The sequence below is a fragment of the Pseudomonas pharyngis genome, from assembly GCF_021602345.1.
GTDB classification, from domain to species: domain Bacteria; phylum Pseudomonadota; class Gammaproteobacteria; order Pseudomonadales; family Pseudomonadaceae; genus Aquipseudomonas; species Aquipseudomonas pharyngis.
In genome coordinates this window covers 29,250-41,729 of record NZ_BQID01000012.1, presented here as the reverse complement: position 1 = coordinate 41,729, position 12,480 = coordinate 29,250, and the positions used below count along the sequence as shown (strand labels likewise).

The 12,480-nt window shown below is 60.2% G+C and carries 11 protein-coding genes; 8 read left to right on the top strand and 3 right to left on the bottom strand.

From position 1 onward, the window contains the following. Positions 1–118: 118 nt before the first annotated feature. Positions 119–709 carry a hypothetical protein gene (locus L6D74_RS22560; RefSeq protein ID WP_236190430.1) on the bottom strand — a complete coding sequence of 197 codons (591 nt, stop codon included), beginning with the start codon at positions 707–709 and terminating at the stop codon, positions 119–121. 255 nt (positions 710–964) lie between these two features. Here L6D74_RS22560 and L6D74_RS22555 point away from each other — a divergent pair, with 255 nt between their 5' ends. Beyond that, positions 965–3,139, top strand: a complete 2,175-nt coding sequence (locus L6D74_RS22555; protein ID WP_236190429.1) for a TonB-dependent siderophore receptor — start codon at positions 965–967, stop codon at positions 3,137–3,139. Between the two features lie 345 nt (positions 3,140–3,484). Beyond that, the gene (locus L6D74_RS22550; protein ID WP_236190570.1) at positions 3,485–4,303 is read left to right on the top strand and encodes an alpha/beta fold hydrolase; all 819 of its coding nucleotides are present in this window, start codon (positions 3,485–3,487) and stop codon (positions 4,301–4,303) included. Between the two features lie 110 nt (positions 4,304–4,413). Here the strand turns inward: L6D74_RS22550 and L6D74_RS22545 are convergent, their stop codons facing one another. Further along, on the bottom strand, positions 4,414–5,388 hold the full coding sequence (locus L6D74_RS22545) for a LysR family transcriptional regulator (protein ID WP_236190428.1): 975 nt from the start codon (positions 5,386–5,388) through the stop codon (positions 4,414–4,416). Positions 5,389–5,790: 402 nt separating this feature from the next. Between L6D74_RS22545 and L6D74_RS22540 the strand changes: the two genes are divergently transcribed. The 5 genes from L6D74_RS22540 to L6D74_RS22520 all read left to right on the top strand — a co-directional run bounded on the left by L6D74_RS22540 (position 5,791) and on the right by L6D74_RS22520 (position 10,038). After that, positions 5,791–6,438, top strand: a complete 648-nt coding sequence (locus L6D74_RS22540; RefSeq protein ID WP_011333881.1) for a response regulator transcription factor — start codon at positions 5,791–5,793, stop codon at positions 6,436–6,438. Positions 6,439–6,784: 346 nt separating this feature from the next. Continuing rightward, complete coding sequence (locus L6D74_RS22535) at positions 6,785–8,239, top strand: sensor histidine kinase (protein WP_236190427.1); 1,455 nt, start codon at positions 6,785–6,787, stop codon at positions 8,237–8,239. Between the two features lie 47 nt (positions 8,240–8,286). Further along, positions 8,287–8,997 (top strand): GlxA family transcriptional regulator, encoded by a 711-nt coding sequence (locus L6D74_RS22530; protein WP_309295712.1) that lies wholly within the window; start codon positions 8,287–8,289, stop codon positions 8,995–8,997. 15 nt (positions 8,998–9,012) lie between these two features. Next, positions 9,013–9,537: a hypothetical protein gene (locus tag L6D74_RS22525; protein WP_236190426.1), complete on the top strand. Its 525-nt coding sequence runs from the start codon at positions 9,013–9,015 to the stop codon at positions 9,535–9,537. 126 nt (positions 9,538–9,663) lie between these two features. Beyond that, positions 9,664–10,038, top strand: coding sequence for a response regulator transcription factor (locus L6D74_RS22520; RefSeq protein WP_236190425.1), 375 nt, complete (start codon positions 9,664–9,666; stop codon positions 10,036–10,038). 142 nt (positions 10,039–10,180) lie between these two features. Here the strand turns inward: L6D74_RS22520 and L6D74_RS22515 are convergent, their stop codons facing one another. Then, positions 10,181–11,140, bottom strand: a complete 960-nt coding sequence (locus tag L6D74_RS22515) for an MBL fold metallo-hydrolase (RefSeq protein ID WP_236190424.1) — start codon at positions 11,138–11,140, stop codon at positions 10,181–10,183. Between the two features lie 275 nt (positions 11,141–11,415). On the opposite strand from L6D74_RS22515, the gene L6D74_RS22510 reads away from it, so the two are divergent. Further along, positions 11,416–12,435 carry a GlxA family transcriptional regulator gene (locus L6D74_RS22510; RefSeq protein ID WP_064596036.1) on the top strand — a complete coding sequence of 340 codons (1,020 nt, stop codon included), beginning with the start codon at positions 11,416–11,418 and terminating at the stop codon, positions 12,433–12,435. Positions 12,436–12,480: the final 45 nt, after the last annotated feature.

Sequence of the window (12,480 nt, the reverse complement as noted above, 5' to 3'; positions counted from 1 at the left end):
CCCTGTTTGATCCTGCAAACCGCCCGATGCACGGCTTCGGGCGGTTTTTTTTTACAGAGTTGAGCGATGCCGTTCCTCCGGTTCAAACAACCAGAGGAGCGAACGGTCATTGAATGATTTACGCGAACGATGTCTCGTGCTCGCTTTCGTGGACGTAAATCCACGAGATTCCCGATGGCGAATCCGGGTCGAGGCGCATGAGCGCCGAGTCGACTTTCTTCTTGGTGATCCCGTTCTTGACCAGGTCGAAAACCGTCAGGAAGAAATCACCGGGAAGCGGTGTGATCGAGAGATTGATGATGTGCGATTCGGGGCTGCCGGCACGCTGGCCGTGCAGGCCCCAAAGGCGTTCCCAGTAGTTTTCCCGGTCCATGATCTGACCGTCCGTGAGCACCACCCGGAAATCATTCGCCAGGGCATCGTACAAAGGCTTGATCGCGTCTTCCGACTGGGAAGCCACACCGCGCGACCACGGGAAAAAGAGGTTGTACCAGCGGTACACCTCGGCTTTGACGAGTGCGGTTTTATCGGTTGTTTCGGTGACTCGGCTGATTGCCATCTGCGTTCTCCTTAACGAGCTCAAAGGCGCGGGTTCTCCGTTACGCATCGCCTGGGCGATGCTCCGCGCCTCATTCAAGATCCATCCTGAAATCAACGTCACGGGGTCAGCTCGAAAGCGCTTGAATGACTTCAGAATATCTCCTGTCATTTGGCTGACCCGGCCACAAAAGTAGACACCAACCTGTTGGTTTGCATGGCAAGCTGACCAACGGTGTAACCGGCTGCTGCGCTGCAAGTGCCGCGCTTAAGCGGTTCCTTGATCACGTTTGTCCCCTCCCTCTCCTCCAGCGCAATTTCACATTTTTTTCACGAAGCGCTTTGTTGCTGTAAAAAACCCTGACACAATTATTAGCAATGATTCTCAACAGCTCTTTGTTTGCTATTTAAAAATCAGGAAGCCTTCATGTCGCGCCCTACCTCGCCGCATCGTTTCAACCCGTCACGCAACCTCCTGTCCATGGCCATCTGCATGGCCGTCATGGCCCCGGCGCTGGCCGATGAAACCCGCGAGGCGCAGGACACCGCCCCGCCCGCCACCCTCGAGCTCGGCGCGACCGCCATCACATCGACCCAGCTGGGCAGCACCACCGAAGGCTCCGAGTCCTACACCACCGGCACCATGGCCACCGCCACCAAACTGCCGTTGACCCTGCGCGAAACACCGCAAGCCGTCACCGTGATCACCCGTCAGCGCATGGACGATCAGGCGATGACCAGCATCAACGACGTGGTCAACGCCACGCCAGGGCTGTTCCTCGACTACTCCAGCGGCCCAGGCCGACAGGCCTACAAAGCCCGGGGCTTCAACATCGACAACCTGATGTACGACGGCATTCCAAGCGGCTACGACGGCGTGAACGTCGGATCCCAGCCGAATCTGGCGATGTTCGATCGGGTCGAGGTGGTCCGCGGCGCGACCGGTCTGGTCACCGGCGCCGGCAACCCTTCGGCGGCGATCAACCTGGTGCGCAAACGGCCATTGGCCGAGCAGCGCGTCACCCTGACCGGCGCCGCCGGGACCTGGGACAACTATCGCGGCGAGCTCGATGCTTCCAGCCCGCTCAACGACAGCGGCACCCTGCGCGGCCGGGTGGTCACGTCCTACCACGACGCCAACAGCTTCATCGATGACGTGGACGAACAACACAACCTGTTCTACGCCGTCACCGAAGCCGATCTGAGCGAAGACACCACTCTGACCCTCGGCTTCTCCCACCAGAAGGACAGGACCAACTACTTCTGGGGATCGTCGATGATCGGTCTCGACGGCCATCACCTCGATCTGCCGCGCTCGTATAACCCCGGCACCTCCTGGGAGGACAAGGATCAGGAGATCAACACGGTCTTCGCCGAGATCCGTCAGCAACTGGCCAACGACTGGAAGCTGCAGGTCAACGCCAACTATTCCGAACAGAACGCGCTGTTCTCCGGCTCGTACCAGTCGCGCTGGGTCAACGACACCCTGGCCCGCACGGTTTACCAGTCCAAGGCCGATGAAAACCAGGCAGGTCTCGACGCCTTCTTCAGCGGTCCGTTCGAAGCCTTCGGGCGCAGCCATGAACTGGTGGTCGGCGCCAGCAAACGCATCTACGACCTGACCACTCACAACTACTCACCCTACGACACCAACTGGCCGATCAACGCCGGCAAACCGGACTTCGTCCACACCAACAACACGCGTGAAGTCACCACTCAGGACGGCGTGTACCTGACGACTCGCCTGAGCCTGGCCGACCCGCTGAAGCTGATCCTCGGCGGGCGTCTGGACTGGTACGACTACGACAACCGCGATGGCGACGGCGATTACAAAGTCACCCGCAACGTCACCCGCTATGCCGGCCTGATCTACGAGCTGGACGACCATCATTCGGTGTACGCCAGCTACAGCGACATCTTCACCCCGCAGAGCAACAAGGGCACCTCCGGTAACCCGGTCAAGCCGATCGTGGGCAAGAACTACGAGGTCGGCATCAAGGGCGAATACCTGGGCGGCGCGCTGAACGCCAGCCTCGCCGTGTTCCGCGTCGATCAGGAAAACCGCGCGGTGCAAGTGTTCGTCCCGAACTGCCCGCAGTCGTCCTGCTATGAAGCCTCCGGCGAGATCCGCAGCCAGGGTATCGACTTCGAACTGCAAGGCGCGCTCACCGACAACTGGCAGATCGGCGGCGGCTACACCTACGCTCGCACGCACACCATCAAGGACGCGGCGAACCCGCAGAACGTCAACAAGCAGTTCGACACCGACACCCCGGAACACCTGTTCAAACTCACCACCCGCTACAACTTCCAGGGCCCGCTGGAAAAACTGCGCGTGGGCGGCAACATCTCCTGGCAGAGCCGCATGTACAACGACATCGAACTGCTCGATGGCGGCAACTACCGCCTCAAGCAAGGCGCGTACGCCGTGACCGACCTGATGGCCGGCTACCGGGTCAATGAAAACCTCGATCTGCAACTCAACGCCAACAACATCTTCGACCGCAAGTACTACTCCACCATCGCCAACTCCGTCAGCTACGGCGGCGACAGCTATGGCACGCCGCGCAACATGATGCTGACGGCCAAGTACACCTTCTGAGTTGTCCAGGCGCAGGGACGCGCCAACCCCGCAGCACTCCTCCCGCCACGCCCTACATACCAAAGCGTTAATTTCAAAAACCCATGTCTGGTGGTCAGTCGTACCCCTTTGCCCAAAGATTGCCTTCGGCCAGGGCTGCAGCCTTGTGCCGCCTGTGCAACTTCTTTAACTCAATGGGTGTTCAAAATGACTGACGAGAAAAACGGAACCACCCGTCGTGGCTTGATCACGACGGGCGCCATGGCCGCAACCCTGGCGGTGGCATTGCCGGCGCTGGCGACACAGCAGACACCAGCATCCGCGTCAGGGGTCAGCAAAAGCGCCGGCAACGGCAGTGGCTCGGGAATGCTCACCGTCAGGGATGGCACGCAGATTTTCTACAAGGACTGGGGCCACGGCCAGCCGATCGTTTTCCACCACGGCTGGCCCCTTTCGAGTGATGACTGGGACACGCAAATGCTGTTCTTCCTCAACAAGGGCTTTCGCGTCATCGCCCATGATCGACGTGGCCACGGTCGCTCTTCGCAGACCGCCACGGGCAACGAAATGGACACCTACGCCGCCGACGTTGCCGAGTTGATGGCGCACCTGAACATCCGCAACGCCGTGCACATCGGCCACTCCACCGGCGGCGGTGAAGTGGCGCGCTACGTGGCGCGGCATGGTCGCGGCCGGGTGGCCAAGGCCGTGCTGATCGGCGCCGTGCCGCCCATCATGCTGCGCACCGCAAAAAATCCCGGCGGCCTGCCGATGGAGGTGTTTGACGGGTTGCGCAAGGCACTCGCGCAGAATCGCAGCCAGTTTTATCGAGACTTCCCGAGCGGCCCGTTTTACGGCTTCAATCGCCCAGGTGCGAAAGTGTCTGAAGCGATCGTCGAAAACTGGTGGCGTCAGGGCATGAACGGCGGGATCAAGGCGCAGTACGACTGCATCAGCGCGTTCTCCGAAACCGACTTCACCGATGACCTGAAAAACATCGATGTGCCGACCCTGGTGCTGCACGGTGAAGATGACCAGATCGTGCCGATCACCAATTCGGCTCACCTCTCCATCAAATTGCTCAAGCACGGTACGCTGAAAACCTACCCCGGCCAGCCCCATGGCATGTGCACCACCCACGGCGACACCATCAACGCGGACCTTCTGGCGTTTATCAATGCATGAGGTTCCAGGGCCGCGCCCTCACGACAAGCCACGTACAGCCCCCTGAAAAGAAAAGCTCCGATCGAGTCGGAGCTTTTTTATTGGGCGAATCACACAGCCGTTGCAGTTATCTACCGGGCCATCATCAACGCCTGATCGACGGGCAACGCCGGGCGTAATTTTGGCACTACCTGCAATTCAATCGGCGTACCGAAAAACGCCTGGCAGCGCGAACGCAGCCAACGCTGAGCGCAATCGTTGTGCGCAGCGGCACGCCAGACCATGGAAAGCTCCCGCGATGGCAGCAACAGAGGGGCCGGCTCGGCCCTGATGCCATTCACCGAGGCCATGGCCCTGGCCACGTAATCCGGAACGATGACCAGCATGTCGCTCTGCGCCAACAACCTTGGCAAGGCACTGAACTGCGGCACTGCCAGCACCACTTTGCGCCGACGTCCGAGCAGGTCCAGCGCGTGGTCGGTGTCGTCTTTGGCTTTGCCCATGGATGACACGATGGCGTGCGGTCGCTCGCAGAACTCATCGAGCGCCAGCAGGCCCGGGCGGGTATCCGAGCGCAGGAGCATTGGCCGGATCGACCGCAGACTCTTGCGTCGGGCGTTGGCCGGCAGATCGAGCGTAGGGCTGATGCCCAGAGAAATCTCGCCATTGAACAGCCGCTGCGACATCTGCTGCTGATCGACGCGCAGCACCACCAAGGCAATATTCGGCGCCTCGCTACGAAGCTGGCGCAGCAATCGCGGGAGCAACGCGTATTCGACATCGTCGGACAGGCCGACCTGAAAGGTCACCTCGCTGGTAGCTGGGGCGAAGGGCTGGCAACGGCTCAACGCCGCGACAACGCCATCCAGCGCCGGCGTCAGGTTGGCGAAAATTTCCTCGGCCCGCCTTGTCGGCTCCATCACCCTCCCCGCACGAACGAACAACGGATCGTCAAAAAGCACACGCAAACGCCCCAGCGCTGCACTGATGGTCGGTTGACCGAGAAACAGCTTCTCGCCGACACGGCTGACGTTGCGCTCATGCATCAGCGTCTCGAAGACCACCAGCAGATTGATGTCGACACGACGGAGTTCATTTCTGTTCATGAAGTTCACCACCCGGCACGCGGCCATTGAGATCGACGGAGAGCTGTTAAAGGTTAAGGGCGCGGCTGCCGGACGTCTGTGGTACTTGGGGACAGCGGGATCATGCGTTAGGTGAGTGTTTTGATACTTGTGTATGAACCGTTTGATACGGGTGGCTGTATCCGGCCGCGCAAAGACCGGTGCAATGGCTGTTTTTTCGGGTTTTTTGTCCTAGCTGGCGGCGTGCTGCGCCACTACGATGCTTAACCGTCTATCTACTCACGCCCACACCTGCGCAACGTGTCGCACGGCGCTATCGCCAGCGGGACCGTGTCTCTGGTCGGGCATCAACCCGCACGAGCAAACACCGGCCACCCGGCCAAGGGATTCGCCACAACGTCACAACCTTTTGGGAAAAGAGCAATGAACAACAATCCCATCAGCAACAACCCCAGCGAGCCGGTGGTATTCATCGTCGACGACGATGCCGCGTTGCGCGAATCCCTCGGCAGCCTGTTGCGCTCCATTGGTCTGCGGGTGGAGCTGTTCGGGTCGGTCGCCGAGTTCATGACGTATCAACGTCCGGACACGCTGAGTTGCCTGGTACTCGACGTGCGCCTGCAAGGCAGCAGCGGGCTGGATTTCCAGAATGAACTGGCCACCGCCGGAATCAATGTGCCAATCGTGTTCATCACCGGACACGGCGATATCGCCATGACCGTGCGCGCGATGAAAGCCGGCGCGGTGGACTTCCTGACCAAACCGTTTCGCGAGCAGGACCTGATCGATGCCGTCTGCGCCGCACACTCGCGGGACAAGCAGCGTCGCGAGTCCGGGCGACATGCCGATGAGCTGCGCGCACGCCATGGGACGCTGACACCCCGCGAGCAAACGGTCATGGCACTGGCGGCCTCGGGCCTGATGAACAAGCAAATCGCCGGGGAAATCGGCCTCAGTGAAATCACTGTGAAGATCCACCGGGGCCAGGCCATGCGCAAGATGGGCGCGCGCTCGTTTGCCGACCTGGTGCGCATGGCCGAGGTCATCGCGGCGCTGCCTGCACATCGGTGACCGAATGAAACGATACGGTATGGCTCAAGCCGCCGTGGCTGGCCGGCACCATCAACACTCAAGTTCCGAACAACTAACACTTGGGTATAGCCGGTTCATACGCAGTCATACTGCAAATGACCCAATGCAGCAGTGCCAGCGTAGAAGTCTTCGAATAAGATCTTTATTCAAATAACCATTACTCAATACAACGATTGGTGAATGACAGACAGTCGCCAACAACCGTCATGCCTGAAAAACAACTTCAGACTTTTTAACCTCTTCATCAATACGCCTTTCATAGCGTTTGCCTGCTTCATCGAAAGAACACGCCCTGCCGTCCGATAGCAAAAATCTGGAAGAATAAATGTCTATCATCAAACGTCGCGCACAACTTCTTTGTTCAGACGCCTTCGCCTGGCTTTGCGCCATAGCGGTCGGCAGCATGATCTATATCACCAATGCGTACCTCGATCTGGACGTTGCGCCGACGTTGTTCTACATCACGCTGGTATTCATGTCAGCGAACATCTTCCCGGTACCGGTATTTCTTGCCGTCGCGTTGGGTTGCCTCACGCTGCTGACGGCCGACTTCCTGGTCGATGAAGGTTATCGCGATCACCGCAGCATCGCCGGATTCGTCAGGTGCCTGATCGCGCTGACGACCATTTCCCTGCTCGCGTTGCGCAGCAAACGCGCCACTGAAACGCTGCGGCGCAAGGAAGCGTTCTTTCTGGGCGCACAGAAACTTACCCACACCGGCAGTATCGGTTTCATCATCGATAAAAAAGTCAGCGTGTCATGGTCGCAAGAGTCGTCGCGTATTTTCGAGTATTCGCCGGACGTCACCCCGACACTGGCGCTGGTCAAGTCACGCACTCATCCCGACGACCTGCCGGTTATCGATCAGGTGCTGGAACAGTTTGCGCGCCGGCAGGAGCTGGTCGAAGTCGAGCATCGACTGCTCATGCCGGATGGTCGGATCAAGCACGTGCAGATGATCGCCAGGCCGTTGCCCAGACATCGCGGGCGCACGCAATACGCCGGGGCGCTGATGGACGTCACCGCCAGCAAACAGTCGGAAGAGGCGTTGTTTCACTCGCAAGCCACCCTCGCCCACGTCACGCGCCTGACTTCCATGGGCGAACTGGCGGCCTCCATCGCCCACGAAATCAATCAGCCGCTGGCAGCGGTCATCACCAGCGGTGAATCCTGCAAACGCTGGATCAACCGGCCCGAACCCAACCTGGAAGAAGCCCGCCGTTCGCTGGACCGGATCATTCAAAACTCGGTCAGAGTCTCCGATGTCATCGCCTGTATTCGGGCGTTGTCGCGACACAGCGAGGTGCAACGCAATGTCGAAGTGTTCGACGACATCGTCAGTGACTCGCTGACACTCATGCAACATGACATCAGCTTCCATGAGGTGCGCCCGCACGCCCAACTGGGCACTCACGGGGCACGGATCAAAGGTGACCGGGTACAGCTGCAGCAAGTCATCATCAATCTGATCATCAACGCCTGCCAGGCCATGGCCAATGTGCTTGACCGCGCCCGGACGCTGCGGATCACCACCTCGATCCTGCACAACGAGGCCGTGCTTGAAATCGCCGACTCCGGCGTCGGCATTGCCGAGGACATCCTGCCTTCGCTGTTCGACCCATTCTTCACCACCAAGCCCACCGGCCTGGGAATGGGCCTCTCGATTTGCCGTTCGATCATTGAATTCCACGGCGGCCGCATCTGGGTCAACAGCACCGAGGGCGTCGGCACGCAGTTTGTGTTTGCGATTCCATTGGCTGCGCTCGAACACGATCAATGACAACTATCCACCCCTGATGTCGCCCGGTGGCGATATGGAGACCCACATTGTCTATCCAACGTACAAACCCCGGCGCAGAACCCGAAACCCCGGTACACGAACGAACCGTCGTTTTCGTGGCATACCCGCAAATGGGCCTGCTGGATCTGACCGGTGCGCAGACCGTTTTCTGGGCGGCGACGTGCGGACTGGCGCAACTCGGTTTGCCAGGTTATGCCTTGCACACCGCGAGCCTGCAAGGCGGGCCGGTGCAGACCGGCGAAGGCCTGGTGGTTCAAACCCGGCGGCTGGATGAGCTCGGCGACGAGCCGATCAATACGTTGATCGTTCCGGGCTCGGCGTTCATCAGCCAGGCGTTGCGAGACAACGCGCCGCTGGTCGATTGGTTGCGCGCCACGTCAGCCACGACCAACCGTACGACGTCGGTATGCAGCGGTGCTTTTTTCCTGGCTCAGGCCGGACTGCTCGATGGACTGCGCGTGGCGACACACTGGTTGATGGCTGACATGTTCGAGCGGCTGTTCCCCAGGGTCGAGCTGGATCGCGAGGCCATCTTCGTCCACCAGGCATCGGTGTGGACCTGCGCCGGCGTCAGCGCCGGGATCGATCTGGCGCTGGCGCTGGTCGAGGCCGATCACGGTCGCGAGCTGGCCATGCAGGTCGCCCGGCGCATGGTGGTGTACTACCGACGCCCGGACAACCAGAAACAGTGGAGTCCGCTGCTGCAATCACAACATTCAATCGCGCACGAGCGCTAGCCGGAGACGGTGGTCATGAACGCACCGCACAAACTGTATTTGGTCAGTCACCCGCCCTGCGTCACCCGCTATGGCACGCACACATCGTTGTCCACCGCTGAGCGCGTGGAGATCATCGACGCATTGACGCAGACCCTGAGCACGACGCTGAGCATTCTGGCGCGGCTCAAGCACAGCCAGCAGACACTGCACGCTGTCAGCTTTCTACCGGTGCAGACGCTGTTTCGCAGGCTGTTGAATGCCAATACCCGTTACGCCGACTTTCTCGTCACCGGCATCACCGACCTGGGCGGCCATGCCCAGCGCGACGCGCTCTACCACCTCAATGAGGCTCCCGAACCTTTATGCTTTGCCGACTGCCTTAAAGGCATTGACCGCGCCCTGCGCCGACTGCGGGCCGCCGATGCCTTGTTCCGCGACTGTCGCGCCAGCGCAATTGCCAACAACGACTACGCCAGCCGACAACTCTTTGAAGCCTGCACTCGACATAACAGTTACTTTCTTTCGTTAATCAACAACCATTTATTTTCTGAACATTGATTAACTTTCGCAACTAACAAAAAAACCAACCAAACATACCCACGTATACTATTCCACAATTTTTGAAAGCGTATCTTGCAAGTATGGCGGGCGCGACAGACACCCGCAAAGAACGCAAGGTTTCCCATGTTCAACTCAGCTATTGTTTCAGTTGTCGATGATGACGAACTTGTTCTGGTTTCAATGGACAGTTTGTTGCGGTCTTGCGGTTATACGGTCAAGACATTCAACAGTGCTTTTGCATTTCTTGAATCGAGCGCGCCAGAGCAGACCGGGTGTCTGATCTCGGACATTCAGATGCCAGGCATGTGCGGGGTCGAAATGTACGAGGCGCTGGCGGCCAGGAAGATCCATATTCCGACGATCTTCATCACCGGCAAGCCGGGCCTGCCCCCTGAATTCAGCACCCGTGTGAAGACGCCGGAAGGCTATTTCTCCAAACCGTTCCATACCGAGGCTCTGCTGGCTTGCATCGAGCAGGCGCTGATGCGCCGTCGTTGAGCGGTCCTCTCGAACAACTCGATGCAGAGCCGCCGCTGCCCAACCAACAAACCTCAAAGCAAAAAAGGCCCCGCAAGTTCATCACTTCGGGGCCTGATTTTTATCGAGCCCGGCCGAATGCAGCCAGGCCGCCGACAGCCGATCAGTAATCCCAGAACGCTGCAATCCAGCGGAACGCATCGCCATCGACCGCCACGCGGCCCACCGACGGGAACGGCAGGTGGGTGGCGACAAACCACTCGCCGCTTGCCGCCGCCTCACGCATCAGGCGTACGCGGACACGCACCGACTCTTCAGGATCATGCTCGAAACCGTTGTGCCATTCCGGATGCTCGAAGGCCACCGGAAACAGGGCGTCGCCGGCAAAGGTCAGGCGTTCGCCGCCCGAGTTGACGTAGACAATACTGTGCCCCGGCGTGTGACCGCCGGTGAGTTTCACCACCACCCCCGGCGCCACTTCGTATTCATCCTCGAAGGTGCGCACCTGGTGGCGGTAATCGTTGATGAACTGATTGGCCGTCGCGCGCAGAACGTCAGGCACCGGCGCCGGCATGACGGTCTGGGTGAAGTCCGGCGTCTCCCAGAACTCGACCTCTTTCGCCGACACGTGGATGCGCACGTCCGGACGCAGCCGGCTTTTCACTTCGTCCACCAGCAGACCGCCGACATGGTCCATGTGCATGTGCGTGATCACGATGTCAGTCACGGCTGCCAGATCGATGCCGGCTGCTTCCAGCCGTTTCGGTAACTGACCGGCCCGAGGGAAGCCGGGAAACTGCCCGCCCAGTCCGGCGTCGACCAGGATGATCTGCTCGCCGCTGCGCACCACCAGCACGTTGAGTGCCCAGTCGAACGCGTCCGGCCCCAGGAACATGTCCTTGAACCAGGCGGCGCGAGCCTGCGGGTCGGCATTGGTCGACATGGTCGAGGTCGGCAGCGGCAGCACGCCATCGCTGATCACCACCACGTCGATGTCGCCGACCTGCAGTGCGTAGCGCGATGGCACCAGCTCCTGCGCCGGAGCGAATGGCTGGCGGGTGACGGACGCCTGCCGGTCATCGGTTGCGTTGGTTTGATTGGAGTGATTCAGATACGTTGACATGGTCGCTTTCCTCTTGGCTGAGTCAAAATTTCCCGGACGAATGCCCTTGCTGGCGCAAGCGCTGAATGGCGCGCCTTGAAATCGAGTGTGCATCGCGACCACGACGTCCAACACCATACGCGGGTATAGGGCTTGAACCACATCGACCGAGTAACGCCGCTGTTGAGGTGGCTGTGGCCCATACCAATGTATATTCGCGCTCCTGCCCGCAAACACCGAAACTACGGCGCACCGGATCGCCGAAAAGCGGGCGATCATCAGGTCCCTGAGCAGTCATGAACTCTATTTTTCACCAACCCGACCCTCTCACCTGCTTGCTCGCGCAACCGCGCACGCTGGTGTTCCTGGCGTATCCGCAGATGGGCTTGCTGGACCTGACCGGCGCACAAACCGTGTTCTGGGCCGCGTCCAAGGCCATGGCCGAACGCGGCTTGCCTGGCTACGCGCTGCACACCGCAAGCCTGGACGGCGGATTGATCGCCACCGCCGAAGGGCTGTCGGTCAACACCTTGGCCCTGCGCACCTTTGACGAGACAACCATCGATACGCTGATCGTGCCCGGTGCGCCGAACATCCGTCAGGCCATGCTCGACAATGTTGCGTTGGTCGACTGGCTGCGCGCGGCGTCGGCCAAGGCCAGACGCACCGCCTCGGTGTGCAGCGGCACCTTTCTGCTGGCCCAGGCCGGGCTGCTGGAAGGCTTGCGCGCAACCACCCACTGGGGGATGTGCGACATGCTCAAGGGTGGTTTTCCGAGTGTCGATGTCGACCTTGATGCGATCTACATCCAGCAAGGCAACGTCTGGACTTCCGCCGGGGTCACGACCGGGATCGACATGGCGCTGGCGCTGGTCGAGGCCGATTGCGGCCGCGCCGTGGCGTTGAAGGTGGCGCGTGAGCTGGTGGTTTTTCTCAAACGCCCTGGCGGTCAGGCGCAGTTCAGCCAGTTGCTGCAAGCGCAGATCGACGACAGAGGCTGCTTCGAAGAATTGCACCTGTGGATCAGCGAAAACCTCGGCGACCCGCAATTGAGCGTCGAATCGCTGGCCCGACAGACGCAGATGAGCCCGCGCAATTTCGCGCGGGTCTACAAACGCAAGATCGGCCGCACGCCGGCCAAGGCACTCGAGCTGTTTCGCCTGGAAGCGGCGCGACGAATGCTCGAAGACTCTCAGCGCAACATCGACCAGATCGCACAGTTGTGCGGGTTTGGCGACGAAGAACGCATGCGCGACACCTTCTACCGTCACCTCTCGGTCTCGCCCCGGGAATACCGCAGCCGGTTCTCGCGCTGACGCCACACAGCGCAATGGCGCCGGGCTCGCAGACTTTCAAATACG

Coding starts and splice junctions, on each gene's coding strand:
- L6D74_RS22520 (WP_236190425.1), top strand. CDS start 9,664: ATGTTCAACTCAGCTATTGTTTCAGTTGTCGATGATGACGAACTTGTT.
- L6D74_RS22555 (WP_236190429.1), top strand. CDS start 965: ATGTCGCGCCCTACCTCGCCGCATCGTTTCAACCCGTCACGCAACCTC.
- L6D74_RS22545 (WP_236190428.1), bottom strand. CDS start 5,388: ATGAACAGAAATGAACTCCGTCGTGTCGACATCAATCTGCTGGTGGTC.
- L6D74_RS22510 (WP_064596036.1), top strand. CDS start 11,416: ATGAACTCTATTTTTCACCAACCCGACCCTCTCACCTGCTTGCTCGCG.
- L6D74_RS22540 (WP_011333881.1), top strand. CDS start 5,791: ATGAACAACAATCCCATCAGCAACAACCCCAGCGAGCCGGTGGTATTC.
- L6D74_RS22535 (WP_236190427.1), top strand. CDS start 6,785: ATGTCTATCATCAAACGTCGCGCACAACTTCTTTGTTCAGACGCCTTC.
- L6D74_RS22525 (WP_236190426.1), top strand. CDS start 9,013: ATGAACGCACCGCACAAACTGTATTTGGTCAGTCACCCGCCCTGCGTC.
- L6D74_RS22560 (WP_236190430.1), bottom strand. CDS start 709: ATGACAGGAGATATTCTGAAGTCATTCAAGCGCTTTCGAGCTGACCCC.
- L6D74_RS22515 (WP_236190424.1), bottom strand. CDS start 11,140: ATGTCAACGTATCTGAATCACTCCAATCAAACCAACGCAACCGATGAC.
- L6D74_RS22550 (WP_236190570.1), top strand. CDS start 3,485: ATGCTCACCGTCAGGGATGGCACGCAGATTTTCTACAAGGACTGGGGC.